General features: G+C 72.9%; 24 protein-coding genes. 14 read left to right on the top strand and 10 right to left on the bottom strand.

Annotation, left to right across the window (positions count from 1 at the left end):
* Window positions 1-47 precede the first annotated feature (47 nt).
* The 3 genes from ACTFAP_RS25120 to ACTFAP_RS25110 form a co-directional block, all read right to left on the bottom strand.
* Window positions 48-1,448 carry a M20/M25/M40 family metallo-hydrolase gene (locus tag ACTFAP_RS25120; RefSeq protein WP_500467478.1) on the bottom strand — a complete coding sequence of 467 codons (1,401 nt, stop codon included), beginning with the start codon at window positions 1,446-1,448 and terminating at the stop codon, window positions 48-50.
* Entirely contained in the window at window positions 1,441-2,274 is an 834-nt protein-coding gene (locus tag ACTFAP_RS25115) for a M55 family metallopeptidase (protein ID WP_500467477.1), read from the bottom strand. Before ACTFAP_RS25115 ends, ACTFAP_RS25120 begins: the two co-directional genes overlap by 8 nt.
* A gap of 128 nt (window positions 2,275-2,402) precedes the next feature.
* Window positions 2,403-4,841, bottom strand: coding sequence for an ATP-binding SpoIIE family protein phosphatase (locus ACTFAP_RS25110; protein ID WP_500467476.1), 2,439 nt, complete (start codon window positions 4,839-4,841; stop codon window positions 2,403-2,405).
* 262 nt (window positions 4,842-5,103) lie between these two features.
* Here ACTFAP_RS25110 and ACTFAP_RS25105 point away from each other — a divergent pair, with 262 nt between their 5' ends.
* Together ACTFAP_RS25105 and ACTFAP_RS25100 are read left to right on the top strand one after the other, a co-directional pair.
* Window positions 5,104-5,892: a VOC family protein gene (locus tag ACTFAP_RS25105; protein WP_390122143.1), complete on the top strand. Its 789-nt coding sequence runs from the start codon at window positions 5,104-5,106 to the stop codon at window positions 5,890-5,892.
* A 79-nt stretch (window positions 5,893-5,971) separates the two neighbouring features.
* Complete coding sequence (locus ACTFAP_RS25100; RefSeq protein ID WP_400008459.1) at window positions 5,972-6,217, top strand: hypothetical protein; 246 nt, start codon at window positions 5,972-5,974, stop codon at window positions 6,215-6,217.
* An 82-nt stretch (window positions 6,218-6,299) separates the two neighbouring features.
* Here the strand turns inward: ACTFAP_RS25100 and ACTFAP_RS25095 are convergent, their stop codons facing one another.
* Window positions 6,300-6,755, bottom strand: coding sequence for an SRPBCC family protein (locus ACTFAP_RS25095; protein ID WP_030730909.1), 456 nt, complete (start codon window positions 6,753-6,755; stop codon window positions 6,300-6,302).
* 108 nt (window positions 6,756-6,863) lie between these two features.
* On the opposite strand from ACTFAP_RS25095, the gene ACTFAP_RS25090 reads away from it, so the two are divergent.
* The gene (locus tag ACTFAP_RS25090) at window positions 6,864-7,913 is read left to right on the top strand and encodes an Rv2578c family radical SAM protein (protein WP_500467475.1); all 1,050 of its coding nucleotides are present in this window, start codon (window positions 6,864-6,866) and stop codon (window positions 7,911-7,913) included.
* A gap of 4 nt (window positions 7,914-7,917) precedes the next feature.
* On the opposite strand, the gene ACTFAP_RS25085 is transcribed toward ACTFAP_RS25090, so the two are convergent.
* Both ACTFAP_RS25085 and ACTFAP_RS25080 read right to left on the bottom strand, forming a co-directional pair.
* Window positions 7,918-10,362 carry a CBM35 domain-containing protein gene (locus tag ACTFAP_RS25085; protein ID WP_500467474.1) on the bottom strand — a complete coding sequence of 815 codons (2,445 nt, stop codon included), beginning with the start codon at window positions 10,360-10,362 and terminating at the stop codon, window positions 7,918-7,920.
* Between the two features lie 48 nt (window positions 10,363-10,410).
* Window positions 10,411-11,466 carry a substrate-binding domain-containing protein gene (locus ACTFAP_RS25080; RefSeq protein WP_495682432.1) on the bottom strand — a complete coding sequence of 352 codons (1,056 nt, stop codon included), beginning with the start codon at window positions 11,464-11,466 and terminating at the stop codon, window positions 10,411-10,413.
* Between the two features lie 65 nt (window positions 11,467-11,531).
* Here ACTFAP_RS25080 and ACTFAP_RS25075 point away from each other — a divergent pair, with 65 nt between their 5' ends.
* Window positions 11,532-13,682: an alpha-galactosidase gene (locus ACTFAP_RS25075; protein WP_500469564.1), complete on the top strand. Its 2,151-nt coding sequence runs from the start codon at window positions 11,532-11,534 to the stop codon at window positions 13,680-13,682.
* 63 nt (window positions 13,683-13,745) lie between these two features.
* On the opposite strand, the gene ACTFAP_RS25070 is transcribed toward ACTFAP_RS25075, so the two are convergent.
* Window positions 13,746-14,177: a Rid family hydrolase gene (locus tag ACTFAP_RS25070; RefSeq protein ID WP_400008453.1), complete on the bottom strand. Its 432-nt coding sequence runs from the start codon at window positions 14,175-14,177 to the stop codon at window positions 13,746-13,748.
* 175 nt (window positions 14,178-14,352) lie between these two features.
* Here ACTFAP_RS25070 and ACTFAP_RS25065 point away from each other — a divergent pair, with 175 nt between their 5' ends.
* Together ACTFAP_RS25065 and ACTFAP_RS25060 are read left to right on the top strand one after the other, a co-directional pair.
* On the top strand, window positions 14,353-15,351 hold the full coding sequence (locus ACTFAP_RS25065; protein WP_500467472.1) for a GlxA family transcriptional regulator: 999 nt from the start codon (window positions 14,353-14,355) through the stop codon (window positions 15,349-15,351).
* A gap of 76 nt (window positions 15,352-15,427) precedes the next feature.
* On the top strand, window positions 15,428-16,114 hold the full coding sequence (locus ACTFAP_RS25060; protein WP_324604816.1) for a type II toxin-antitoxin system RelE/ParE family toxin: 687 nt from the start codon (window positions 15,428-15,430) through the stop codon (window positions 16,112-16,114).
* Here ACTFAP_RS25060 and ACTFAP_RS25055 read toward each other — a convergent pair.
* Window positions 16,098-17,051 (bottom strand): LysR family transcriptional regulator, encoded by a 954-nt coding sequence (locus ACTFAP_RS25055; protein WP_500467470.1) that lies wholly within the window; start codon window positions 17,049-17,051, stop codon window positions 16,098-16,100. The genes ACTFAP_RS25060 and ACTFAP_RS25055 overlap by 17 nt on opposite strands.
* A gap of 73 nt (window positions 17,052-17,124) precedes the next feature.
* On the opposite strand from ACTFAP_RS25055, the gene ACTFAP_RS25050 reads away from it, so the two are divergent.
* The gene (locus ACTFAP_RS25050) at window positions 17,125-17,322 is read left to right on the top strand and encodes a hypothetical protein (RefSeq protein ID WP_390122131.1); all 198 of its coding nucleotides are present in this window, start codon (window positions 17,125-17,127) and stop codon (window positions 17,320-17,322) included.
* A gap of 4 nt (window positions 17,323-17,326) precedes the next feature.
* On the opposite strand, the gene ACTFAP_RS25045 is transcribed toward ACTFAP_RS25050, so the two are convergent.
* Window positions 17,327-18,037: an HAD family hydrolase gene (locus tag ACTFAP_RS25045; protein ID WP_500467469.1), complete on the bottom strand. Its 711-nt coding sequence runs from the start codon at window positions 18,035-18,037 to the stop codon at window positions 17,327-17,329.
* A 23-nt stretch (window positions 18,038-18,060) separates the two neighbouring features.
* Between ACTFAP_RS25045 and ACTFAP_RS25040 the strand changes: the two genes are divergently transcribed.
* Window positions 18,061-18,885 carry an endonuclease/exonuclease/phosphatase family protein gene (locus tag ACTFAP_RS25040; RefSeq protein ID WP_495682427.1) on the top strand — a complete coding sequence of 275 codons (825 nt, stop codon included), beginning with the start codon at window positions 18,061-18,063 and terminating at the stop codon, window positions 18,883-18,885.
* A 234-nt stretch (window positions 18,886-19,119) separates the two neighbouring features.
* On the opposite strand, the gene ACTFAP_RS25035 is transcribed toward ACTFAP_RS25040, so the two are convergent.
* The gene (locus tag ACTFAP_RS25035; protein ID WP_495682425.1) at window positions 19,120-19,689 is read right to left on the bottom strand and encodes a GNAT family N-acetyltransferase; all 570 of its coding nucleotides are present in this window, start codon (window positions 19,687-19,689) and stop codon (window positions 19,120-19,122) included.
* Between the two features lie 363 nt (window positions 19,690-20,052).
* On the opposite strand from ACTFAP_RS25035, the gene ACTFAP_RS25030 reads away from it, so the two are divergent.
* The 6 genes from ACTFAP_RS25030 (at window position 20,053) to ACTFAP_RS25005 (ending at window position 25,107) form a co-directional block, all read left to right on the top strand.
* Complete coding sequence (locus ACTFAP_RS25030) at window positions 20,053-20,577, top strand: GNAT family N-acetyltransferase (protein WP_500467467.1); 525 nt, start codon at window positions 20,053-20,055, stop codon at window positions 20,575-20,577.
* A 57-nt stretch (window positions 20,578-20,634) separates the two neighbouring features.
* Window positions 20,635-21,423, top strand: coding sequence for a TetR family transcriptional regulator (locus tag ACTFAP_RS25025; RefSeq protein WP_390122124.1), 789 nt, complete (start codon window positions 20,635-20,637; stop codon window positions 21,421-21,423).
* 58 nt (window positions 21,424-21,481) lie between these two features.
* Complete coding sequence (locus tag ACTFAP_RS25020) at window positions 21,482-22,459, top strand: HpcH/HpaI aldolase/citrate lyase family protein (RefSeq protein ID WP_436982227.1); 978 nt, start codon at window positions 21,482-21,484, stop codon at window positions 22,457-22,459.
* A 373-nt stretch (window positions 22,460-22,832) separates the two neighbouring features.
* Window positions 22,833-23,465 (top strand): phosphatidylserine decarboxylase, encoded by a 633-nt coding sequence (locus tag ACTFAP_RS25015; protein ID WP_030730863.1) that lies wholly within the window; start codon window positions 22,833-22,835, stop codon window positions 23,463-23,465.
* A complete protein-coding gene (gene pssA / locus ACTFAP_RS25010; protein ID WP_030730860.1) occupies window positions 23,452-24,303 on the top strand; it encodes a CDP-diacylglycerol--serine O-phosphatidyltransferase in 852 nt (283 codons plus the stop codon). The genes ACTFAP_RS25015 and pssA overlap by 14 nt, the downstream gene beginning before the upstream one ends.
* 156 nt (window positions 24,304-24,459) lie before the next feature.
* The gene (locus tag ACTFAP_RS25005) at window positions 24,460-25,107 is read left to right on the top strand and encodes an MBL fold metallo-hydrolase (protein WP_500467465.1); all 648 of its coding nucleotides are present in this window, start codon (window positions 24,460-24,462) and stop codon (window positions 25,105-25,107) included.
* Window positions 25,108-25,112: the final 5 nt, after the last annotated feature.

Raw genomic sequence — 25,112 nt, 5'->3', positions numbered from 1 at the left:
CACGACGGGAGGAGGGAGACCGGGAACGCGCGCCGGCCCGCCCGCGTCTACAGGGCCAGCAGCGTACGGTCCAGAACGCGGGTGCCGAAGTGCAGCGCGTCCACGGGGACCCGCTCGTCCACGCCGTGGAACATCGCCTGGTAGTCGAAGCCCTCGGGCAGCCGCAGCGGCATGAAGCCGTAGCCCTGGATACCCAGCCGGGCGAACTGCTTGGCGTCGGTGCCCCCGTACATGCAGTACGGGATGACGTGCGCGCCGGGGTCGAAGTGCTGGAGCGCGTCACGCATGACGGCGAACGCGGGCGTGTCCACCGGGGCTTCCAGGGGCGGCTCGTGGTGGTAGAAGTCCCAGTCCACGTCGGGTCCTGTCAGCTTGTCGAGGGTGGCCCCGAACTCCTCCTCGGTGCCCGGCAGCAGCCGCCCGTCGATGTGGGCGGTGGCCGATCCGGGGATCACGTTCACCTTGTAACCGGCGTCCAGCATGGTGGGGTTGGTGCTGTTCCGCAGCGCGCCGGCCACCAGCGTGCCGGCCCGGCCCAGCTCGGCGACCAGGCGTTCGACGGCGGCGTCGTCGTCGAGGTCGGGCAGCGGCAGCCCGTACAGCGCCGCGAGTTCGGCGAGCGCGGCGCGCACGGTCGCGCTCAGGCGCAGCGGCCAGCGGTGCTCGCCGATGCGGGTGACGGCGGCGGTGAGCCGGGAGACGGCGTTCTCGTGGTTGATGCGCGAGCCGTGCCCGGCCCGGCCGGCGGCGGTGAGCCGCAGCCAGCCGGTGCCGCGCTCGCCGGCCGCGACCGGGTAGATGCGGCGGCCGTCGCCCGGGTGGAAGGTGTACGCGCCGGACTCACTGATGCCGATGGTGCAGCCGTCGAAGAGTTCGGGGCGGTGGTCGGCGAGGAAGCCGGAGCCGACGTCGGCCGAGTCCTCCTCGTCGGCGGTGAAGGCGAGCACGACGTCGCGGCGCGGACGGACGCCCGCGCGGGCCCAGGCCCGTACGGTGGCCAGCACCATGGCGTCGGCGTCCTTCATGTCGACGGCGCCGCGCCCCCACACCACGCCGTCCCTGATCTCCCCGGAGAAGGGGTGGACGGACCACTCGGAGGGGTCGGCGGGCACCACGTCCAGGTGACCGTGGACCAGGACCGCGTCGGCGGACGGGTCGGTGCCCTCGATGCGGGCCACCACATTGGTGCGCCCCGGGGCCTTCTCCAGCAGTATCGGGTCGAGCCCCGCCTCGGTCAGCCGCTCGGCGACGTACTCGGCCGCCGGACGCTCATGGCCCTCGCCCTGGCCCCGGTTGGTGGTGTCGATCCTGATGAGGTCGCTGGTGAAGGTGACGGCCTCCTCCAGCGCGATCTGGTCGATGTGGTGCGAGGCGCCGGGGTCGTGCGGGGCACGGGGGGCGCGTGGTGCGTGCGGTGCGTGCGGTGCCTGTGGGTGGTGCTCAGCCATACCATTCCTCAACTGCGTTGGATACCAGCGTGGTCAGCGCCTTGAAGCAGCGGATGCCCTCGTACATGGTCGGGGCGGTGTACCCGACGCGGCGCGGCCCGATCCGCTCCACGCCGGGGATGAAGGTGGCGGCCCCGGCCAGCTGTTCGGCGTCGAACTCCACCTCGATCGTCCGGTCCCTGGGCGGGGCGGGTTCGTGCCGGTGCGCCAGCACGGCGCCGCGCGCGGCGGCCGTCCGGATGTCGGCGGCGGTACGGGCGGGGGTGCGGCAGATCGCGGCGTACCGCGAGACGTGGTCCTTGACGGCGACGGCGGGCGCCCGCGGGGCGTACCCCTGGGCGTCGACACAGGTGAGGTCGTCGCCGGTGACCAGCACCACGGGGGTGCCGTACTCGGCGACGATCAGGGAGTTGAGCAGGCCCTCGCTGGCGCGCACTCCGTCGACGAAGACGCCGGTGATGCAGCTGCCGAGGTAGGTGTGGGCGAGTACGCCCTCGGCGCCGGCGGCGCAGTGGTAGCCGACGAACGCGATGCCGTCGATGTCGCCGCGCTGGACGCCCTCGACCATGCCCAGTTCCTTGTGGCGGCCGGTGAGCAGGACGGCGCGGTCATCGAGCTGTTCGACCAGGAGGTTGCGCATGGTCATGTGCGCCTCGTTGACGATGACCTCGTCGGCGCCGCCGTCGAAGAACCCGGCGACGGCCGCGTTCACATCGGAGGTGAAGACCGGCCGGAACCGCTGCCACTCGGGCCGCCCGGGCAGACAGTCGGCGGGCCAGGTGACGCCGGTGGCCCCCTCCATGTCGGCGGAGATCAAGATCTTCATGCCGCGTCAGGCTACGCGGTCGCCCTGCCCGGGGGAAGGCACTTTCGCGCGACGGGCCCGCGATGGCGCCCGACCGGCGCAGGAGCGGGTTCGGGGGGAGAGAGAAAGCCGCGGGCCCCCGGCGCCTTTCACCCCACCCCCGCCGCCCTCCCCCGCGCGCCACCGCGGCCCCCGGCCGGCAACGGCAGCTCGAACCACACCGTCTTGCCCCGGTCCGTACGGCTGGTTCCCCAGCCGGTCGCCAGCCGGCTGACCACCGACAGTCCGCGTCCCGCCTCGTCACTCTCGCGGGCGTTCAGCAGCACGGGCAGCTCGTGCCCGTCGTCGGCGACCTCGCACAGCAGCGCGTCGCAGCGCACCAGACGCAGCCGCACGGGCCCGGTCCGCGCGTGCCGTACGGCGTTGGTGACCACCTCGCTGACCAGCAGCTCGGAGGTGTCCACGAGGGCGGCCAGGCCCCAGCGGCGCAGCTGGTCACGGACCAGACGCCGGGCCCGTCCGGCCTCCTCGGGCGCGGCGGCCAGCCGCCACAGCGCGGTGTCCTCGGCGGCGACGCCGTTGAGCCGGGCCATCAGCAGCGCGACGTCGTCCCTGCGGTCCTCGGGGGTGGTGGCGGCGGCCAGGGTGCGGATGATGGTGTCGCAGGCGGCGTCCATGGAGGCCGCCGGATGCGCGGCGGACTCGCACAGCGCGGCGAGCCCGGCACCGATGTCCTGGCCGCGCACCTCGATCAGCCCGTCCGTGCACATGACGAGCCGGTCGCCCGGGCTCACCGGCACCGTGACCGACGCGAACGCGACCCGGCCCACGCCGATCGGCGCGCCGGAAGGCAGCTCCAGCAGCTCGCTGCGGCCGTCCTCGGCGCGCACCAGCACCGGCGGGATGTGCCCGGCGTTGGCGATCCGCAGTTCACCGCGGACCGGGTCGTACACCGCGTACAGGCAGGTGGCCAGATAGTGGTCGCCCAGGCGGTGGGCGAGGTCGTCCAGGGAGCGCAGCAGCCGCGCCGGCTCGGTGTCCATCGCCGCCATGGTCTGCACGGCGGTGCGCAACTGGCCCATCATGGCGGCGGAGTGCAGGCCGTGGCCCATCACGTCGCCGACGACCAGGGCGGTGCGGCAGCCGGGCAGCCTGATGGTGTCGAACCAGTCGCCGCCCACGCGGCCCAGGCGGGTGCCGGGGAGGTAGCGGGTGGCGGTGTCGCAGCCCGGCGTACGCGGTTCGACGCGCGGCAGCATGCTGTCCTGGAGGGTGTCGGCGACGTTCTCCTGGTACGTGTACATGCGGGCGTTGTCCAGGACGAGGCCGGCGCGGGCGGCGAGCTCGGCCCCGGTGACCCGGTCCATGTCGTGGAACTCGGGCCGCTCGCGGTGCCGCAGCAGGATCATGAAGCCGAGCACCACCTGCCGGGCCTTGAGCGGGACGACCAGCATGGAGCGGTGGGTGATCAGGGGACGGATGTCGCGCTTCTCGAACTGCGCGGCGATCGCGTGTCCCATCTCCTCGGTGACGCGCGGCACCAGGACGGGTTCGCCGGAGGTCATGCACTGGAAGAACGGGGTGTGCGCGGGGAAGGTCATGGACTCGCCGACCGGCACCACGTCGTCCCAGCGGCCCGGCTCGTCGGTGTGCTCGACGGCGACCCGGTGCCACATCGTGGAGGTGTCGGGCGGCCCATCGGGAAAGCCCTCGCCCGCGATGACCTGCTCGCGCAGATAGGTGCCGGCGACATCGGTGAAGCGCGGGACGACGGCCCGGCCGACCTCCTCGATGGTGCGGCCCAGGTCGAGGGAGGAGCCGATGCGGGAGCTGACCTCGTTGAGGAACTCCAGGCGCTCGCGGACGGCCGCGTACTCCAGGTCGGAGGCGAGATCCGCCTCGGCGGCGGCCAGGGCCCGCTCGTCGCGTGCCGCGCCCGCCTCGGTGACGGCGCGCAGCAGCCGCGCGCGGCGCGTGGTGCGGCGCGGGACGCCCCAGTCGGGCGTGACGGGGACCCGGGCGTGCCGGCTCAGCTCCAGGACGGGGTACCCCAGCTCCAGCACGCGTTCGACGATGACGCCGCTCTCCTGCGGGCTCATGCCGGGCATGATCTCCGGCAGGCCGCGGGCGAGGTCCTCGGCGCGGTCGAAGTCGGTGTGCCGGGCGAATCCGGCGCCGACCTTCTCGCCCGGCTCGTCGGCGGTGCCCTCGACGGCGCGCAGCGGGGTGGCGTCGGTGGCGAGGACGAGGACGGCGCCGGGCCCGGGTAAGGGGTAGGTCCACCACAGGATGTCGCCGCTGCCGCGCCGCTCGCCGCCGCCGTCCTGGCCGTGGGTGCGGAAGCGGCCCGCGGTGGGGTAGCCGGGGGCGTCCAGGACGCCGGTGACGGGGACGATCTCGGCGGCGAACCGGCCCAGGGCCTCGTCCCTGCCGACCCCGAACAGTTTCCCGGCGCCGCTGCTCCAGTGGGATATCCGGCCCGAGGGGTCGACGACGGCCACGGCGAGCGGGATCCGGCCGGACACCGTACGGGTGTCGGGAGGCGCGGGATCACGCTGCTGAGGGATTTCCGGCTCTGTGGCCACCATCTCTCCTTCCCGGGGAGGGGAGCGCTTCCACGGTATCCCCGGGCGGGGCTGTGGCGGGAGGCAATGGCCAAGCTGGTGGTGCGCCGGAGCGTACGCACGCGGGGCGTGTGCGCCCCCTGCGCTCGGCGCCCGGCGGGTGGATGCGCACGCACGTTCGACGATGCGGCCATTCACCGCGCACGATGCCCTGCCGGTGGTTAGCGTGGAAGAAGAGGAATATCTCGATTTTGCACGCCCATACTTCCTTGTGGAGGCGATACCGATGGCGGAATTCCCCGAAGGAGCACCGATCTGGGCCGATTGTGTGGTGGCCGATCTCGGCGCGGGAAAGACCTTTTACCGGGAGATGTTCGGCTGGGACTTCATGAGCGCGGGTCCGGATTACGGCGGATACACGATGGCCACCCTGGACGGGAAGCCGGTGGCCGCACTCATGCCCCCGATGCCGGGCCAGGAGCTGACCCCGACCTGGACGCTGTACTTCGCCACCACCGATGTGCAGGCGACCGCCGGGCGGATCCGGGAGAACGGCGGCACGCTGCTGATGGAGCCGATGAGCGTCGGCGAGTTCGGCCGGATGCTGATCGCCACGAGCCCGGACGGGCTCACCTTCGGCTGCTGGCAGCCCGGCACCCACGAGGGCTTCGGCCTGATGGGCCAGGAGGGCTCGGTGTGCTGGAGCGAGGTGGTGACCCGCGACGCGGCGGCGTTCGACGCGTTCTTCAGCGCGGTCTTCCCGGTGGAGATGCACGCGGTGGGCGACCCCGCGTCCTTCGACTACAAGACCGTGCGGGCGGCGGGCGAGTCGGTGGCGGGGCGGATGCCCATGCCCAGCGGCACGCCGGCCGGGAGCGAGACGTACGCGCGGCTGTACTTCGGCGTCGACCACTGCGACGACGCGGCGGCCACGGCGGAGAAGCTCGGCGGCCAGATCGTCAGCGAGCCGCAGGACAGCCCGTTCGGCCGGTGGGCCGAGTGCGCGGACGACAACGGCGCGCGGTTCACGGTGATCGACATGTCGACCACGAAGGGCGAGAAGCCCGCGATGTGAGCCGGGCCGGTATCGGTACGGCACGCGCACGCCCGGCCGCACGGGCGGCGGAACGGACCAGCGGAAAGGCGGTGGTGGGATGACCAGAGCGAAACGTCCACGCCCGCCGGAGCCGGACTACCCGGTGTACGTGGGCTCCTTCGGCGACGACCACCGCTACCGGCTGGTCTGGCTGCGCGGGATCGGCTGGGAGCCGTTGTCCGAGGAGGAGTTCGAGCCGCGCATCCGGCAGGTCTTCCCGGACATCGACCTGGAGGACCCGGAGCAGGTGCACTGGGCCGACCGCCCCCAGGAGTGGCCGGCCTGGCACCCGGGCGCCGCGTAGGCGCGGGCGCAGCGCGCGGCCCGCACACGGTCGCCGCCCGCCTGGCCGGCGGGCGGCGCGGTCGCGCGGCGGCGACCACTGGCTACTTGCCGCCGGTCTCCACTTCCTTGGCGAGATTGGCCAGGATCTGCTCGTAGAAGCCGTTCAGGCCACGCGGCGCGAAGATCCGCTCGAAGATCCCGCCGATGCCGGGCGCCCCGTCCCAGGTGCTGCGGATCGTCACGCTGGAGGTGTTCTTCACCGAACCGGGAACGGCGGTGAAGGTGGTGACCAGGGTGGAGTTGCGGTCGGTCTCCACGACGGTGTTGTCGTCCGGCTCGGTGACCTCCATCAGGCACTCACGGACCCGTTTGGCCGTGGCGTGCAGCCGGAAGAAGACCACCGTCCCCTCGCCGTCGCCCCCCTCCCGGACCTCGTAGTCGGTGAACTGCTCGGGAAGCAGACGGGGGTGGACCTCCCGGTAGTCCGCGATCGCGTCCAGCACATCGTCCGGCTCCGCATTGATCTCACGCTGAGTAACCACTTCAACCTGCGCCACTGCAATCCTCCTGGCGATCCACTGACTTGGCGGCAAGCCAACCATCTGGGCGGCCCTCCCCCAAAATCCGCGCTTGACAGACCAGAATCGAACCGGTGTTCTATTTGCATGCGCTGGAACAACCTGAGCGAGGACGGCCGGGCCGCCAGCCCTGCCCTCTTCGGCTCCGAAGTCGTCACCAGGACGTTCGACACCCCGGAGTTCCGGGGGATCACCTTCCACGAGGTGCGGGCGCGTTCGATCCTCAACCGGGTGCCGGGCGCCTCCCGGATGCCGTTCGAATGGACGGTGAACCCCTATCGGGGCTGCTCACATGCCTGCGTCTACTGCTTCGCCCGCAAGACCCACAGCTACCTCGACCTGGACACCGGCATCGGTTTCGACTCACAGATCGTGGTCAAGGTGAACGCCCCGCAGCTGCTGCGCAAGGAACTGGGCGGACGGCGCTGGCAGGGCGAACACGTCGCCATGGGCACCAACGTCGATTGTTATCAGCGTGCGGAGGGACGGTACCGGTTGATGCCCGGGATCATCTCGGCGCTGCGCGACTACGCCAACCCCTTCTCGATCCTCACCAAGGGCACACTGATTCTGCGCGATCTCCCCCTGCTGCGGGAGGCCGCCGCCGTCACCGAGGTCGGCGTCTCGGTCTCGGTCGGCTTCACCGACCCCGAGCTGTGGCGCACCGTGGAGCCGGGCACCCCGGCGCCGCAGCGCCGTCTGGACGTGGTGCGCGCGCTCGCCGACCACGGCATCGGCTGCTCGGTGCTGATGGCCCCGGTCATCCCCTACCTGGCCGACTCCCCCGAGCAGCTGCGCGCCACCGTACGGGCGATCGCCGCCGCCGGAGCCACCTCGGTGACCCCGTTGGCGCTGCATCTGCGCCCCGGCGCGCGCGAGTGGTTCATGAGCTGGCTGGCGCGGCACCACCCGGGCCTCGTACGGCGCTACGAGGTGCTCTACGAGGGCGGCGCGTACGCCCCCACCTGGTACCAGCGGCGGATCACCCGGCAGGTACACGAACTGGCCGCCGAGTACGGCATCGGCCCCGCCCGGCGCGGCGCCGCACGCGCCATTACGCCCGAGCCCGATCCCGTACCCGGGGAGGCGGCGGCGGACGGCGCCGCGCCGGTGGCCACCCAGCTGACGCTGCTGTGAGCGCTCAGCCGCGCACCGGCGCCAGTTCGAGGCGGTCGATGTCGGGGGCGGGGCCGGTGATGCTGGACAGCGTGAGGGTGTGGGTACCGGGGGCCAGGTCGATCGCGACGGCCTTGCCCCAGAAGTTCTGCCGCCCGTAGGTGTTGCGGAACGTCGCCGAGGTGGTGACGCCGTCCACGTGGATGTCCAGGGTGCGGGAGGCGATGTCCGCGTTGTAGGCGTGGCCGGTGTCGGCGCGCGTGTCGTGGGCGTAGTGCACGATCAGCAGGTGCGGGCCGCCGTGCCGGACCGCCACGGTGAAGGACGCGGTGTTGTCCGCCCCGCCGCCGAGCCCGCGCAGATACGTTCCCTCACTGGCGTGCGGGCTGCGCTCGCGCGCGGCAGCGCCGCTGAGCCGGGCGTCGGCCGCCCCGTACGTGGCCAGCCCCGTGCGGTCCCCGGCCCCGGCCACCTCCAGGGAGACCAGCGCCGCACGGCCCTGCGCGGTGGCGGTGATCCGGTTGTTGCCGGCCGCCAGCAGCACCCGGCACTCCTGACCGGCCGCGGCGGTCAGACGCTCGCCGTGGGCCGCCAGGGTCAGCGTGCCCCCGCCCGCGCAGCGCGGGGTGAGCCGGTAGTAGCCGTCGCGCGGCGCGTACACGTCGAAGACCGCGCCGTCGGCCGCCCCGTCCAGGATCAGGGCCCCGGTGCCGGTGGCCGTCGTCGCGCCGTAGTCGTACCCCGGGTGGCCGGTGGTGTCGGCGAGCGTCGCCTCGTAGGCGGTGAACGGCTCAGCGGCCGGGGTCAGCTCGATCTTGTCCAGGGTGGCCTCGCCGGTGCCCCTGGCCAGGGCGAGCGTGTGGCGTCCGGTGGTCAGCGTCACCGGCACGGTCACGGTGCCGCGCCAGGCCGGGTTCAGGGTGGCCGGGTACGTCACGGTGGTGGCCGCGCCGCCGTCCACCGTCAGCGACTGGGTGGCCGGGGCGTCGCCCTGGTTGCCGTGGAAGACGGTGAGGTCGTACGCGCCGGCCTCCGGCACCTCCACGGTGAACTCCACCCGGCTGTCCTCGCGGTCCAGCGCGCCGACGTCGCGGGTGCCCGAGGCGGCGTAGCCGTTGGCGTCCGCGACGGTGCCGTGGGTGCGGATCCGCCCGCCCGTGATGCGGGCGTCCTCCGCCTCGTACACGCCGCGCCACGGCACCGGCGCCGCGTCCGGGACGCCGGATCCGGCGGGGGTGAGCACCACGCGGTACGCCGACATCCGCTCCAGCGTCGTCAGCGGCACCGTGACCGTGCCGTCCGCGCCGACCGGCGCCGTGGTGCGCAGGATCACCCGGGGCGCGGGGTGCGCGCCCTCGTAGCCCGACCAGCGCGCCTCGGCGACGGTGACCGCGACGCGGTCCCCGAAGACGGTCGGGTCGATCCGCCGGAAGACGACGTCGGCGGGGCCGTCGGCGCCGCCCACCAGGGCCTGGGCCCGTCGCCTGGCGGTGTCGAGGCAGGCGAGCCCCTGCAGGGTGTCGACGGTGTCGGCGCGCGGCGGGGTGACGCGGACCGTCTCGCCGCTCAGCGCCGCGTACCAGCGGAAGAACCACCAGCCGCCGTTGGGGACGCTGTCGCGCACGACATTGCCGTCGAGGTTCCCGGCGATGTCCCAGTACGCCTGCTGGGCGAAGACCTTGTTGCGCTCGAACATGCCGACCCACTGCACGAGCTGGCCGGGCACCGACAGATCGCGGCGGTTGCCGTACTCGTCGATGTTGACGGGCAGCGGGCCGAAGCCGATCTCCCGTTCCAGGGCGCGGTAGTGGTCGTGGTGGCCCTGGAAGTCGCTCAGCGAGGCGGGCGACAGCTCGTGCCAGGTGGTGATGTCGGGAAGCACGCCATGGTCGTAGGCGTAGCGGTAGAAGTCGGGCAGGAAGCGGCGGTCGTAGCGCGCCTCGTTGGGCCCGGCGATGCGCAGCGTGGGGCTGATGGCACGGATGCGGGCGTGAACGGTGGACCAGTCGGCGAGGAACCGGTCGCGGTCGCGCTCGTACCGGTCGGTGTCGTCGGTGTCCAGCCGGTACCAGATCTGGTCGGGTTCGTTGAAGGGGACGACGACGAAGCGGTCGGCGCGCGGGTGGGCGGCGATCCGCCCGACGATGTCGTCGACCCGGGGGAGGTAGTCGTCCAGGCCGCGGTCCTCGTACGGCCACTGGGCGTAGCAGTCCTGCATCATCACGTAGAGGTCGCCACCGCCGTTGCGGAAGAAAGCGTCAGCGACGGTGAGGGCGTCGCCATTGGGGTGTTGGGCCCCGCCCTCCGGTTTCTGCGTGAGCGTGGTGATCCTGAGCGGGGCGAGGGCCGCGTCGGCGGGGACGCCGTCGTCGCTCAGGCCGTACAGCGCGCCGTTGGCCCCGTACAGCAGCGGGCCCTCGGCATCGCCGAGGTCGACGGTGAGGGCGGGGGCGGCGGGGTTCCTCGTCATCGTGGGCTCTCCTGGGGGCGGTGGCACCGGGCGGGCGGCGCGGGGGCGTCAGCGGGAGGGGCGCGGGGCGGGCCCGGTGCTCTCGCGGATGATCAGCTCGGGCGGGGCGACGGGGTGCGGGGTGACGGGCTCGCCCTCCTCCAGCAGGCCGTGCAGCAGCGCGAAGGTGGCGCGGCCCAGGCCGGTGAAGTCGAGGCGGACGGTGGTGAGCGCGGGGGTCAGGTACGCGGAGTGCGGGCCGTCGTCGAAGCCGGCCACGCTGATGTCGCGCGGGACGTGGCCTCCGGCCTCGTGCAGGGCGCGCAGCACGCCAAGCGCCAGGTCGTCGTTGCCGCACAGCACGGCGGTGACCTCCGGGTCGCGGGCCAGGCGTTGCCCGGCGGCGTAACCGTCGGCGGGTTCCCAGCCGGCGGTCAGTGGTTCGGGGACGGGCCGTCCGGCCTCGCGCAGCGCGTCGCGCCAGCCGGCGACGCGCTGGGAACCGCCGCCGGTGCCGGTGGTGGAGGGGATGGCGAGGTGGTGGACGGTGCGGTGGCCCAGGTCGAGCAGGTGGCGCGTCATGCGGTGGGCGGCGGCGCGGTCGTCGGTCCACACCCAGGGGCTGCCGGGCGGCGGGGCGGTGGCGGGGGTCTCCACGGCGGCCACCACCGGGGCGTCGTCGGGCAGGAGTTGCAGGGCGCGGACGCCGGGGCGGTCGTAGGCGATGACGATGAGTCCGCCACCGGTGTCGGTGGCGCGTCGCACGGCGTCGCGCACCACCTCGTCCTCCTCCGATTCCAGAACGGCGATGCCCACGGCGAAGGACGCGGCACGGGCCGCCTCCTCGATGCCGCGGAGGGCGGCGGCGTAGCCGTAGTGGGTGGTGTCGGAGGTGAGGACGGTCAGGGCCCTGGTGCGGCCGCTGGCGAGGGCGTGCGCGGTGGCGCTGCGCCGGAAGCCGAGTGCGGCGACGGCGGCTTCGACGCGTGCGCGGGTGGCGGGGCGCACGCTGGGGTGTCCGTTGATGACCCGGGAGACGGTCTGGTACGAGACCCCGGCGGCGTCGGCGACGTCGCGGATGCTGGCGGGGCGCCGCCCGCTTCTTGTGTGACCGGTCACAGGCATGCCAGGATTGTGACCGGTCACACGGGGGCCGTCAAGGAGCGGGAAGCCGCGAACTCACCAGGGGGATCGCTGTGTCGAGCCAGGAACAGGGCGCCGCCGGCCCCGACGACATCACCATCGTGTGGGGCCACTCGGCGCTGACGGCGGAGTTCGCGGCCGGGCCGGACGGGGTGCTGCGGACGGTACGGCTGGGGCCGCCGGGTGACGTGCCGGCCGTCCCGCTCGGCACCGCGCTGCCGGTGGTGGAGCTGCTGGCGGCGGGCACGGGCACCGAGTGGGCGGGACAGCGCGGCATCGACACCGCGGTGGGCCGGCGGCTGCGGCTGCGCTCGCACCGGGCCGAGGTCGCGGGGCGCTGGCACCGGCTGCGTCTTGACCTCGTGGACGAGGTCACCGGGCTGGCCGCCGCGCTGCTGCTGGAGTCCCCCGAGGGGACTGCGGTGGTGCGCGGCTCGGTCACCGTGACCAATGAGGCGGACGGGGTCCGCACGCTGTACGCGGTCTCCTCCCTCACCCTGGGCGGGCTGCCGGACCCGGCCGGCCTGGACCTGCACTGGGCGGAGAACGACTGGCTGGCCGAGTGCCGCTGGCGCAGCGAACCGCTGCGCCGCCGGGTCCCGGACCTCCACCACGCCCTGCACCGGCAGGACGCGCGCGGCCGGGTCGCGTACAGCAGCCGGGGCAGCTGGCCGACCGACGGTCATCTGCCAATGGGCGCGCTGACCGGGAGGCCGGACGCGGGGCCGGACGCCGCCGGGGCGGCGTGGCTGTGGCAGGTCGAGTCGCCCACCGGCTGGACCTGGGAGAGCGGCGAACGCGGCGCCGCCGGCTATCTGGCCCTGTGGGGGCCCAGCGACACGGAGCACCAGTGGAGTGAACGGCTCGCCCCCGGAGCCTCGTTCACGACGGTGCCGGCCGCGCTCGCCCTCTCGCGCGCCGGGTTCGAGGGCGCGCTGGCCGAACTGACCGCGTACCGGCGCGTGCTGCGCCGGCCGCACCCGGACCACGCGGCGCTGCCCGTCGTCTTCAACGACTACATGAACACGCTGAACGGCGATCCGACGACCGCGAAGCTGCTGCCGCTCGTGGACGCGGCGGCCACGGCGGGCGCCGAGTACTTCGTCATCGACGCCGGCTGGTACGACGGCGACGCCGGGGGCTGGTGGGACACGGTGGGCGCCTGGCAGCCGGCCGCCGCCCGGTTCCCCGGGGAACGCGGCATCCACGAGGTGCTGGACCGTATCCGCGCCCACGGCATGGTGCCCGGGCTGTGGCTGGAACCCGAGGTGATCGGCGTGCGCAGTCCCATCGCCCCGACCCTGCCGGACGCCGCGTTCTTCGCGCGGGACGGCGTACGGGTACGGGAGAACGGCCGCTTCCAGCTCGACCTGCGCCACCCGGCGACGCGCCGCCACCTGGACGCGACGGTGGACCGGATCGCCGGCGCGTGGGGAGTGGGGTACCTCAAGCTGGACTACAACATCTCCGTCCCGCCCGGCACCGACACCGGCGGCACCAGCAGCCCGGGGGCCGGTCTGCTGGCGCACGCCCGGGCGTACCAGGACTGGTTGCGCGCCGTACTGGAGCGCCATCCGCGTTTGGTGATCGAGAACTGCGCCTCCGGCGGCATGCGGATGGACGGCTCCTCGCTCGCGCTGACACAGCTGCAATCCACCAGCGACCAGCAGGACTTCCTGCGCTACCCGCCGATCGCGGCGAGCGCCCCCACGGCCGTGCCGCCGGAACAGGGCGCGGTGTGGGCCTATCCGCAGCCGGAGTTCACGGACGACGAGATCGCCTTCACGCTGGCCGGGGCGCTGCTGGGCCGGATCCATCTGTCCGGCCACCTGAACCGCATGACGTCCGGTCAACTCGCCCTGGTGCGGGAGGCGGTACGGGTCTACCAGGGGCTGCGCGCCGACCTGCCCGGGGCGGTGCCGTTCTGGCCGCTGGGCCTGCCGGACTGGGAGGAGCCCTGGCCCGCGCTCGGCCTGCGCGCGGCCGACGGCACCACGTACCTGACGGTGTGGCGCCGCGGCGGCGGCCCGGTGCGGACCCTGCCGCTCCCCGCGTGGCGGGGCCGCCCGGTCGAGCCCGAGATCCTGTACCCGGCCGGCACCGCGGGCACGGTCGCCTGGTCGGCACCGGAGGGCGAACTGACCGTCACCCTCCCCCGCCCCCCGGCCGCGCTGCTGCTGCGCCTGCGGGCGCGATGACCACGGTCCTGGTCAACGGCCTCCCGGGCGCGGGCAAGACCACCCTCGCCCGGGAACTGGCCGTCAAAGGCGGGCGGTGAGTTTCAGCTCGACCAGCAGTTCGGGGAAGGCCAGGCGGGGGGTGCCGATCATGGTGCTGGCCACCTGGGGGTCGGGGCGGCCGTACGCCTCCTTGCGCACCGGTCCCGCCGCGGCGTCGGCGGCGGGCACGTCGACGGCGTAGATGACCTCGTCCACGACATCGTCCAGCGATGCGCCGAAACGCTCCAGCAATTGGGCCGCGTTGGCGTAGCACTGGCGCAATTGGGCGCCGGTGTTGGTGACATCGGTGACCTTTCCGGTGGCGTCGACCGGGGCGGGGGCGACGAGTTCCGGTCCGTCGTGCGCGACCTGTCCGGAAAGGTAAATCGTGTCACCGTGCCGGACCGCCTGGACATATCCGTAACTCTCCTCCCAGGGGACGTGGTGGATTTCGGTGCGGCGTGCGAGGGGCATGGGGCTCCGATCGTGCGGACGGAATTCCGTCGGGCTGTACGGAAACCGTAGGAGCGCCGGGTCGGCGCCCACCAGAGGCGGCCGTGCCACGGGGCGCAAGGATCGTGCCACGCTCCGGGGCTGTCGTCCCTGCCCCGTACGCTGGGCCGGGAGGCGGGCTGACCAGGGAGGATCGTTGGGGACCACGGACGAGGCGCGGAGCGTGGCGATCCTCGCGGTGCCGCGCGCGTACACGCTGGACATCGGCATCGCCACGCATGTCTTCGGCCGGCACCCGGGTTACCGGGTCCTGGTGTGCGCCGAGGACGGCAAGGAGACCGAGGACACCGACCCCGGCACACCACCCGCCGGCACCGCCACCGGCCTCGGCCCCGCCCACCCGCTCTCCGCGGCGGAAAGCGCCGATGTCGTCGTCGTGCCGGGCTATGCCGATCCCCTTCTTTCCCTTCCCTCCGCCTGTCTGAGAACACTGCGCATCGCGACGGAAAAGGGAGCGCGCGTTCTCGCGATCTGCACCGGAGTGTTCGCCCTGGCGGACATCGGAGCGCTGAACGGAAGGTCCGCGACGACGCATTGGCGGCACACCGCCGAACTGCGGGAGAATTACCCGGAGGTCGGCGTGGTCGAGAACCGGCTGTTCGTCGAGGACGGCCCGTTCCTCACCTCGGCCGGCGCGGGCGCGGGCATCGACGCCTGCCTCCACGTCGTACGCGGTGACTTCGGCGCGGCGGTCGCGGACGGCGTGACGAAGGAGGTGGTGCTCCCGGCGGCCCGTGGGGCGCGGGAGCCGCAGTACGTGGACGGGCCCGCCGCCTCCCGCGAGGATCTGCGGGCGACCCGGGAGTGGGCGCTGGCGCATCTCGGATCGCCGCTCACCGTGCAGGGGTTGGCGGAGCGCAGCCTGCTGTCCCGCAGGACCTTCATCCGGCGGTTCGCGCGCGAGACCGGGATGCCGCCGATGCACTGGGTCGCCGTGCAGCGGATACTGCGGGCGCGCCGGCTGCTGGAGACCTCCGGCTGGACCGTGGAGAGGATCGCCGGGGAGACGGGGTTCGGCTCGGCGGCGAACTTCCGCACGGCCTTCCGCCGGGAGCTGGGCATGACCCCGAGCGCGTACCGCGCGGCACACGGCGGCCGGCAGGTGTCCGACACCCCCGGCAGGTCAACCCGTTGACGCGAGGGATCCCGTGCAGGTGAACCACGCCGGGAATGGCATGTTCGGCGTGCGCGCGATCACTAGGCTCGGGGGTATGGCCAAGCGCTGGGACTTCGAACTCGAACCGGAAGTGCTGGAGTGGGTGCACGCCCTCCCTCCCTCGCAGCATCGCGTGGTCGAGCGGCAGGCCGATCGTCTCGCCGACGCCCCGACCGCGCTGGGGGACCCGTACACCCGGCATCTGGGCGGCTCTCTGCGCGAGTTGCGGTTCGTTCTGGGCAACGAGCCGGTGCGGCTGACCTACTGGCTCGCCCCGGGCCGCCGCATCGTCTTCCTGACGGTCTTCCGCAGGGCCAGGCTGCGCGAGGAGGACCAGATCCGGCGCGCCCGGCAGAAGCAGAAGGAGTGCGGCACCGAGCATCCGCGTTCACGGCGTTCGGTCATCGCGTGGACGCGCACCGACGCCGGCGGGGGCCGCGGGTACCACGGGAGCTGGCGCATCCCCGATGAGCACCGCGCCGATCCCGCCTATGTGGAGGCCGGGGCGGCGGTCGCGCTGGGGCAGGCCGTGTACGACCGCCGTACGCAGCTGGGTCTGAGCCCGGCCGAGCTGGCGGTCCGGGCGGGTCTGTCGGAGGCGGACATCGAGTGCATCGAGGGCGGCGCGATCGCCCCGGCCGTGTCCTCCCTGCGCACCTTGACGACGGCCCTGGACGCCCGGCTGGATCTGCGCATCGTCTCCGACATGACGACGGTGGAGTTCATCACCCGGGCGGTGTGATGCCCACCCGGCCCGGGATGGCGGCGGCGGCCTCCGCCAGCGCCTTCAGACCGTGCTGGATCAGCGGGTGTTCCCGGCTGCCCTCGCGGACGCAGGTGAGGATGCGCCGGGTGAGGGCCGGTTCGCCGGCCAGGGGCAGCCGGACCACCGCGTGCTCGGGCGGGGTCGGGGCCATCCTGGGCACCAGGGAGACGCCGAGACCGGCGCCGACCATCGCCGAGATCGCCATCCAGTCCCGGACGTAGTGCGCGACCTTGGGGGTGAAGCCGGCCACCGCGCAGAAGACCACCACCCGCTGATGGTGGTCGCAGCTGCCCGGCGCCGCCAGGATCCACTCCTCGCGCGCGGTGTCCTCCAGCCGTACGCCCTGGGCCCCGCCCCGGGTGCGCCCCACCAGCGGGTGGCCGGCGGGGACGAGCAGGTCGAGCGGCTCGTCCAGCAGGGGGCGCTGGTCGAAGCGGGAGTCGCCGGGGTGCGGGAAGTCCTCGGAGGGGGCGAGTACGGCGATGTCGGCGTCGGTGGCCAGCAGCAGATCGAAACCGGTAGGGGTCTCGCACTCATTGATCTCGATCGTCAGCTCGGGGTTCGAGGCGCGCAGCAGGGCGGCGGCTGGGGCGATGAGCGCGGCGACGGCGCTGGGGAAGCCGCACATCCGCAGCAGTCCCGAGGTCCCCGAGCGGTAGGACTCCAGCGCGGCTTCCGCCCGCTCCCAGCGGGCCACCATGGCGTCGCCGTGCTCGATGACCACGTGCGCCGCCCCGGTGAGCCGGATCCGGCGGCCCTGCGGCTCGATGAGCCGGACCTTCAGCTCGCGGGAGAGTTCGCGCAGATGGTGCGAGACGGCCGAGGGGGTCAGATGGAGGGCCGCCGCGGCGGCGGTGACCGTGCCGTGCTGGTGGACCGCCCTGAGTACCTGGACCCGTCGCAGATCAATCATGCAGCGATTGTGCACATACACCTGGGGAAACATTCAATGGACGCGAACGGTCGGCCGGTCCAACACTGGTGCCATGACAACCTCAGTGAACCGCTCGGCGCAGGCCGAAGAGACCGTGATCTCCCGCCACCTGACCAGCGAGGGCACCGTCGTGTGGACCCGCGACACCGAGGGCCGCCCCCGCATGACGCTCTACCCGCACTCCCCCGGCGCCCGCCCCCGCACCACCATCGCCGGCGGCACCGCACGCGACGGCGGCCGGCTCCGCTGAGCCGTCAGCCGTCAGCCGTCAGCCTCGCCAGCAGCCCGGGCAGGGCGGTCAGGGTGGTGATCCGGTGCGGGGGCACCTCGGCGGCCGTGCCGGACTCCGCGCGGTCCAGCCAGATCCCGCACATCCCGGCCGCCGTCGCGGCCTGCGCGTCCGTGATCCGCTGGTCCCCGACGTACGCCACCTCCCCCGCGGGCAGGCCCAGCGCCTCGCAGGCCGCCGCGAACGCCTCCGGCGCCGGCTTGGCGTGGCCCAGCTCCTCCGAACACAGCAGCATCTCGAACCGGTCCCTGACGCCCAGCCGGCGCAGCTTGTCGTCCTGGTGGGCGAGGTTGGAGTTGGACAGCAGCCCGTGCCGGTAGCCCGGGGTGAGCGCCTCCAGTGCCGGCAGCACGTCGGGGTACAGCCGCCAGGCGGCCCGCATATGGACGCTGAACCGGTCGAACCACTCCTGCGCCGCCCCGTCCGGAAGGCCGGGGTCGCGCAGGAACGCGCGCACCCGCTCCCGGCGCTGCTCGGCGAAGGCTAGTTCGCCCGCCAGATAGCGGTCGTAGTGCTCGCGCATCAGCGCCGTCCAGCGCGCCACCTCGGCCGCGGTGGCGGGCAGCCCCTCGGCCGCGAAATGGGCGAGCGCGCCCGCCTCGTTGGCGCTGGTGTAGTCGAAGATCGTGTCGTCGATGTCCCACACGACGGCCCGGATGCCCGCACCTGTCAGCATGCCCGGGACCGTACCATCGGCTCGTGCGTTTCCTGACGTGGAATCTGTGGTGGAGATTCGGTCCCTGGGAGCGGCGGCAGGCGGCGATCACGGCCGTACTGCGCGCCGAACAACCCGATGTGTGCGGGCTCCAGGAGGTGTGGAGCACCGCGGAGGGGCATCTCGCGGAACAGCTCGCGGCCGAGCTGGGCCTGCATCTGGCCTGGGCCCCGGCGGCGCTGCCGCCGCACTGGGCCGAGCGGATCCCGGCGTCCGCGCCGCCCGGCTTGGGGGTGGGGCTCGCCGTGCTCAGCCGGTGGCCGATCGAGGAGTCGGCGGTGCTGCCACTGCCGCGCGGGGACGGCCCCGACGAGGGGCGGGTAGTGCTGTACGCGCGGATCGCCGCGCCCGGCGGCCCGGTGCCGTTCTTCACCACCCATCTGCACTCGGGCCCTGCCGGTTCCGGGGTGCGGTGCGCGCAGGTACGGGCGCTGGCCCGGATGGTGGCGGACCGGCGCGGCGCCGGGGCGTTCCCGCCGGTCATCACCGGGGACTTCAACGCGGAGCCGGACTCGGACGAGATCCGGCTGTTCGGCGGGCGGCTGACGGACCCCGCCGTGCCGGGGCAGATGCTGCTCGACGCCTGGCGGTACGCCGAGCCGGGCCAGCCGTCGGCCACCTGGGACACGGCCAACCCCTATCTGGCGGGCGGCCTGGGGCTGAACATCCGCGTCGACTACATCCACACCGGGCTGCCGGCCGCGGACGGCACCGGGCGGGTGCGCTCGGTACGCCGGGCGGGGGACGGGCCGGTGGACGGGGTGTGGCCCTCGGATCATCTCGCGGTGGTGGCCGAGCTGGAGGCGTAGGCGGCCGGGGAGACGCCCACGGTGGCGGTGACGTCCCGCTTGGGTGCCACCCCGACCCCCTCGGCGAACAGCGGTCGCCGGGTGCGGACAGGAAGACCGGTGTCCGCCACGAGAGTGGCCGCACGGCGCCGTCGGCGCGGGCGCGTTCGGCGAGCGCCATGGCGGCGTGTGCCCGGGGCTCGCGGTGCGGGCCGAGGGTGGGGCGGGCGCACTGCGGATGCCGGCCGCATCACATCAGAGCGGCATGGCGAAACGGCGGCAGACGTGGACGCGGGTGAACTCTCCTCGGAGCCGTTCTTCATCCGCGAGCTGAGCGTGTGCGAACACCATGAGAGGTCGCAGACCGGGCCGCGCCTCGGCGATGGCTCGGCCGGGCTCCGAGGAGTCACGGTAGTGGTTGGCGTAGACGTGCAGGTAGTGATCGCTTTCGGTGAAGCCCATCGCTCGATACCAGTTCAAGGTGTCCGGGTCGTCCCGGCTCCAGGCGTCCAGGGTTGCCGCGCCGAGCTTGCGGGCTCGGTTGCTGGTCCGTTCCAGCAGTTCGCGGGCCAGGCCGCGGCGCTGGTGGTCCGGGTGAATGGCGACGGTGTCGATCGTCGCCACGTCGCCCTCGATGCCGGTGTCCATGATTCCGACGACGCGGCCGCCCGCGTCGACAGCCACCAGGTCCAGGCCGGGGGCCGCTGTGGCGGGCTTGGAGCGTGAGACGTCGTCGAAGTACGCGGTCTGGAGGAAGGCAAGTACCCGGCAGCGGAGCCAGCCGGTCTCGTCAGCGGGGGTGAACGCGCGGATGGTGTAGCTCAAGGTTGTGGTCCTCTGCAGGCGTGGCGGTGTGTGGGCGGCGGCTGCGGAGTCCAGAGATCACAGCACGGATTCTGACGGCCCCGTGGACCGGTCGGCAAGCCATGTGGCGGCACGGTGTTGGTTCGGCGCGCGGACGAACCACTTCGCCCCCAGGCTCGGCCACCACTGAAGCGCCGACGACCCGGCCCTTCCACACCCACGTGGTGCGCTCGCGGCTGCCACGACTGACTCACGGAACGGGGCACCGGAGAACCGACCCCGCTGCTGGGCGCGTTCGACGGCAACGGGATCCCGGGCGATCGATCCGGAGCGCACCCGGAAAATGTCCGGCGCCGCCCCCGCCCGCACCCCAAGAATGGCCAGATGACCATACCGATACGGGAGATGACCGAGGCCGACACCGACGAGGTGGCCCGGCTCCGGGTGCTGGGCTGGCGGCACGCCTACCGGGGCATCATGCCGCGGCCGTACCTCGACGCCCTGGACCCGCTGCCGTTCGCGGCGGGGCTGCGGCGGGGCCTCGCCGGGCCCACGGCGCGCACCGGCCATCTGGTGGCGCCACGGCCCGGGGAGCCCGGGGAGCCCGGCCGGATCATCGGCTGGGCCTGCCAGGGCCCCTACCGGCCGTACGAGGCCGGCTGGGGCGAGGTACGCGCCCTGTACGTCCACCCCGAGTTCATCGGTACGGGCGTCGGCCGGGCCCTGCTGGAGGCCGCCACGGCCCGGCTGTCCGCCGACGGGCTGCCCCGCGTCCGGCTGTGGGTGGTGCGCGGCAACACCCGAGCGCTCCGCTTCTACGAACGCGCCGGTTTCACCCCCGACGGCGCCGAACAGTCCGAGGACATCCAGGGGGTCGCCGTCGGCGAACTGCGGTACCGGCGGGGCTGACGGCACCGCATCGGCAATGGTCAGCGGGGGGCGGGGGGATGGAGTACGTTCGCTTGCATGGTTCAGCCCGTGAAGTCCGACCGTCCGCAGATCTCCCAGCGCCTGAAGGTGCGCCGGGCGCTGGCCGCCGCCGCCATGGAGCTGTTCGCGACGAAAGGGTACGCGGCCACCACCGTCGACGAGATCGCCGCGACCGCCGGAGTGGCCCGCAGAACCTTCTTCCGGCACTTCCGTTCCAAGGAAGAGGCCATCTTCCCGGACCACGACGACACGCTGGTGCGCGCCGAGGAGGTCCTGGAGGCGGCCCCCGAGCGGGAGAACCCGATCGACACGATCTGCCGGGGCATCAAAGAGGTCATGAAGATGTACGCGGCCTCCCCCGCGCTGTCGGTCGAGCGCTACAAGCTGACCCGGGAGGTCCCGGCGCTGCGCGAACGCGAGATCGCCTCGGTCGCCCGGTACGAGCGGCTGTTCACCCGCTATCTGCTGGCCCGGTTCGACGAGAACTCGCACAACGGCGACGAACCGCTGCTCGCCGAGGTGGCCGCCTCCTCCGTGGTGACGGCGCACAACCACGTGCTGCGGCGCTGGCTGCGCCGGGGCGGGCAGGGCGATGTGGAGGCGGAGCTGGAGCACGCCTTCACGATCGTGCGCAGCACCTTCGGCGCGCTGCCGGTGTTCGCCGGCGGTGCCACGGCCGCGCCCGCGTCCCCGGTGGCGGCGGCCGAGGTAACGCCGGCGGGCGGGGGCGGCGGCGAGGTGCTGGTCACGGTGGCCCGTACCGACGCCCCGCTGAACGAGGTCATGCGCACCATCGAGCAGGCCCTGCGCGACTGCCGCCGCTGACCCCTCCCTTTCCACCCTGCCGTACGTCCCCGTCCCGTCCCCCGCTCTGGAGGCCCGTATGACCGTCCCCGGCTCCCCGGGGCAGCGCCCCTCGCGCTCCCGCCGCTCCGTGCTGGCCGTACCGGGCAGCAACCCGCGCTTCCTGGAGAAGGCGCAGGGTCTGCCGGCCGACGCGGTCTTCCTCGACCTGGAGGACGCGGTGGCGCCGCTGGCCAAGGAGCGGGCGCGGGACGCCGTCGTCGAGGCGCTCAACGAGGGCGACTGGGGCGGCAGAACGCGCGTGGTGCGGGTGAACGACTGGACCACGCCGTGGACATACCGGGACGTGATCACGGTGGTCGAGGGGGCGGGCGCCCGGCTGGACGCGCTGCTGCTGCCGAAGACGCAGAACGCCGACCAGGTGAAGGCGCTGGACCTGCTGCTCACCCAGGTCGAGCGGACGGCCGGCCTGGAGGTGGGGCGGATCGGCATCGAGGCGCAGATCGAGGACGCCGGCGGGCTGGTGAACGCGGACACGATCGCGGCGGCCTCACCCCGGCTGGAGAGCCTGGTGTTCGGCCCCGCCGACTTCATGGCATCCATCAATATGAAGTCACTGGTGGTCGGCGAACAGCCGCCCGGCTATCCGGCGGACGCCTATCACTACATCCTGATGCGGATTCTGATGGCGGCCCGCGCGCACGGACTCCAGGCGATCGACGGCCCCTATCTCCAGATCCGCAATCCCGACGGGTTCCGTGAGGTGGCCGGGCGGTCGGCGGCGCTGGGCTTCGACGGGAAGTGGGTGCTGCATCCGGACCAGATCGCGGCGGCGAACGAGATCTACTCGCCCTCCCAGGAGGATTACGACCACGCCGAGCTGATTCTGGACGCGTACGACTACTGGACCTCGGCGGCCGGCGGGGCGCGGGGCGCGGCGATGCTGGGCGAGGAGATGATCGACGAGGCGAGCCGGAAGATGGCGCTGGTCCTCGCGGGCAAGGGCCGGGCCGCCGGGCTGGCCCGTACCTCGGCCTTCACCCCGCCCTCCCCCTGAGCACGCGGCCGGCGACGGCGGGTGACGACGGCCCGCCGGTGCCGGCCGAGGTTTTGCCAAATGATGGCGGGCCGGGCCCGCGTCGGCCGCGCATCACGTTGCGCGTGTGGAAACTCACGCTGTGCCGTGGTACATCTCGGAATTCGCCGGGCGATCCACATTCCCCTCTCCCGTTCCGGCGAGTTCTCCCGTATGGTGGCCAGGGCTGAATGTCCTCTATCTGGGCATTATTGAGACACGCAGATCGACGCCAGAACAGGACTTATGGCCGTACTCGGCCTGCTGGCTTGCCGAGTTACCGTCCGAAGCCGCTAGCATCGGCTTAGTCGCGCCGCTTCGGGATGCGCGGCTTTCCCCGCTACGAAGGTCTCCCATGCCGCTCCGCTCCTCCTCCGTACGCCTCGCCCGCGGCGCCTCGCCGTGGCTGCTGCCGACGGTCGCCACGGCCGCCGTTTCGCTCGCCAAGGCCCGCCACTCCGGACGCTGGGCGGCGGCCGCCGTCCCGGCCACCGCGCTGGCGGCGGGCATGCTGTGGTTCTTCCGTGACCCGGAGCGGGAGATCGGTCAGGGCCGGGTGATCTGTCCGGCGGACGGCGTGGTGCAGAGCATCGTGCCGTGGGAGGACGGGCGCACCCGGGTCGCGATCTTCATGAGCCCGCTGAACGTCCACGTGAACCGCGCGCCGGTCGCCGGCACCGTGGCCTCCGTGGAGCACGTCCCGGGCGGTTACGTTCCGGCGTTCGACAAGGAGAGCGAGTTCAACGAGCGCGTCGTGTGGCGCTTCGACAGCGAGCTGGGCGACATCGAGATGGTGCAGATCGCCGGCGCCGTCGCGCGGCGGATCGTGCCGTACGTGCCGCAGGGCTGCAAGGTGGAGCAGGGTGAGCGCATCGGGCTGATCCGGTTCGGCTCGCGGGTGGATGTCTATCTTCCCGAGGGCATCGAGCCGGCGGTCGAGGTCGGCGAGAAGACCACAGCGGGGGTGACACGTCTTGACCGTGATTGACCGCGGCGCGCAGAGCGCTTGGGTACCGGAGGCGGACGAGGACGAAGCGGATGAGCTTCCGCTGTCGATGCGACTGTCAATAGCGGACACCCTGACCCTGTCGAACGCCATCTGTGGGTTCCTCGCGGTCTACTTCACCACCACCGGCGTCCTGATCCCGCACCTGACGGGCAGCGGCGACGTCGGGGTGGTACGCAACAACGCGGCCACCGCCGTCCTGCTGATGCTGCTGGCCTCGGTCTTCGACCTGTTCGACGGCCTGGTGGCGCGCAAGCTGCGCAGCTCGCCGATGGGTGCGGAACTGGACAATCTGTCGGACCTGATCAGCTTCGGTCTCGCCCCCGCCTACTTCGTTCTCGTCTGGGGCATGGTGGTGGGCGACGCCCACGAGCCGGTCGCGGCGCTGGCGGCGATCACCGTACTGCTGGCGGTGGTGCTGCGGCTCGCGCGGTTCTCCTGCGTGACCATGCCCGACGGGGTCTTCCAGGGCATGCCCAGCCCCTTCGGGGCGCTGACGGTGGTCTCCATCGTGCTGCTGGAGCTGCCGTTCTGGCCGACGCTGCTGGCGATCGTCGGGGTGGCCTGGCTGATGGTGAGCCGGGTCGAGTACCCCAAGCCGCGCGGGCCGCTGGCGGGGGCGATGCTCGCCTGGATCGTGCTGAGCATGGCGCTGCTGACCGCGTGGGCCTTCGACGCGCCGGGCGGTGAGCTGATGCTCCAGACCGGCTGCTCGCTCCAGCTGGTGCTGGGCGCGGTGATCCCGCTGTTCGCCATGGTGCGGCGGGTGTACAACTTCCGCGATCTGCGGCGCGAGGCACGGGCCGAGGCCCAGTCCTAGCGGACGGCCGGCGGCGCGGAGAGCGGGTCCGGGGGCCCGGGTGACCGTACGGTCACCCGGGCCTCCGGCGTTTCCGGTACGGGGGCGGCGCGGGGGCGCGGGGCCCGGGGAGCGTCGCGGCTGCCGCTGTCAGTGGGCCGTAGCACAATGGCGGGCATGCAGCTCACCAAGAAGGGCCACTCCTGCGTACGGCTCACCCGGGACGACGGACGGGTTCTCGTCATCGATCCCGGGCGGTTCAGCGAGGAGGACGCGGCGCTGGGCGCCGACGCCGTCCTGGTCACCCACGAGCACCCGGACCACTTCGACGAGGAGCGGCTGCGCACGGCGCTGGAGGCGAACCCCGCCGCCGAGGTGTGGACGCTGCGCAGCGTCGCCGAGCAGCTGAGCGCGGCCTTCCCCGGCCGGGTGCGCACCGTGGGGCACGGCGACAGCTTCACCGCGGCCGGCTTCGGGGTGGAGGTGCACGGGGAGCTGCACGCGGTGATCCACCCCGACATGCCGCGGGTCACCAACATCGGCTTCCTGGTGGACGGCGAGGTCTTCCACCCCGGCGACGCGCTGACCGTGCCGGACCGTCCCGTGCACACGCTGCTGCTGCCCGTCCACGCTCCGTGGAACAAGTTCTCGGAGATCGTGGACTACGCCCGCGAGGTCGGCGCGCAGCGGGCGCTGGCGATCCACGACGGGCTGCTGAGCGACACCGGCCTGGGCGTCTACGGCCGCAATCTGGGGCCGCAGGGTCCGGGCATCGGCGGCACCGCCTACACCCGGATGACCCCCGGCGATTCCACCACCGTCTAAGAGTC

It is taken from the genome of Streptomyces sp. PH9007 (assembly GCF_059813725.1).
Note: the sequence above shows the minus strand (reverse complement) of the source record. Positions and strands in the feature narration are given on the sequence as shown.

Excerpts from the sequence above, each read along its gene's own strand:
- ACTFAP_RS25120 (WP_500467478.1), bottom strand. The coding sequence starts at position 1,448 with ATGGCTGAGCACCACCCACAGGCACCGCACGCACCGCACGCACCACGC.
- ACTFAP_RS25115 (WP_500467477.1), bottom strand. The coding sequence starts at position 2,274 with ATGAAGATCTTGATCTCCGCCGACATGGAGGGGGCCACCGGCGTCACC.
- ACTFAP_RS25110 (WP_500467476.1), bottom strand. The coding sequence starts at position 4,841 with ATGGTGGCCACAGAGCCGGAAATCCCTCAGCAGCGTGATCCCGCGCCT.
- ACTFAP_RS25105 (WP_390122143.1), top strand. The coding sequence starts at position 5,104 with ATGGCGGAATTCCCCGAAGGAGCACCGATCTGGGCCGATTGTGTGGTG.
- ACTFAP_RS25100 (WP_400008459.1), top strand. The coding sequence starts at position 5,972 with ATGACCAGAGCGAAACGTCCACGCCCGCCGGAGCCGGACTACCCGGTG.
- ACTFAP_RS25090 (WP_500467475.1), top strand. The coding sequence starts at position 6,864 with ATGCGCTGGAACAACCTGAGCGAGGACGGCCGGGCCGCCAGCCCTGCC.
- ACTFAP_RS25085 (WP_500467474.1), bottom strand. The coding sequence starts at position 10,362 with ATGACGAGGAACCCCGCCGCCCCCGCCCTCACCGTCGACCTCGGCGAT.
- ACTFAP_RS25080 (WP_495682432.1), bottom strand. The coding sequence starts at position 11,466 with ATGCCTGTGACCGGTCACACAAGAAGCGGGCGGCGCCCCGCCAGCATC.
- ACTFAP_RS25070 (WP_400008453.1), bottom strand. The coding sequence starts at position 14,177 with ATGCCCCTCGCACGCCGCACCGAAATCCACCACGTCCCCTGGGAGGAG.
- ACTFAP_RS25060 (WP_324604816.1), top strand. The coding sequence starts at position 15,428 with ATGGCCAAGCGCTGGGACTTCGAACTCGAACCGGAAGTGCTGGAGTGG.
- ACTFAP_RS25055 (WP_500467470.1), bottom strand. The coding sequence starts at position 17,051 with ATGATTGATCTGCGACGGGTCCAGGTACTCAGGGCGGTCCACCAGCAC.
- ACTFAP_RS25050 (WP_390122131.1), top strand. The coding sequence starts at position 17,125 with ATGACAACCTCAGTGAACCGCTCGGCGCAGGCCGAAGAGACCGTGATC.
- ACTFAP_RS25045 (WP_500467469.1), bottom strand. The coding sequence starts at position 18,037 with ATGCTGACAGGTGCGGGCATCCGGGCCGTCGTGTGGGACATCGACGAC.
- ACTFAP_RS25030 (WP_500467467.1), top strand. The coding sequence starts at position 20,053 with ATGACCATACCGATACGGGAGATGACCGAGGCCGACACCGACGAGGTG.
- ACTFAP_RS25025 (WP_390122124.1), top strand. The coding sequence starts at position 20,635 with ATGGTTCAGCCCGTGAAGTCCGACCGTCCGCAGATCTCCCAGCGCCTG.
- ACTFAP_RS25020 (WP_436982227.1), top strand. The coding sequence starts at position 21,482 with ATGACCGTCCCCGGCTCCCCGGGGCAGCGCCCCTCGCGCTCCCGCCGC.
- ACTFAP_RS25015 (WP_030730863.1), top strand. The coding sequence starts at position 22,833 with ATGCCGCTCCGCTCCTCCTCCGTACGCCTCGCCCGCGGCGCCTCGCCG.
- ACTFAP_RS25005 (WP_500467465.1), top strand. The coding sequence starts at position 24,460 with ATGCAGCTCACCAAGAAGGGCCACTCCTGCGTACGGCTCACCCGGGAC.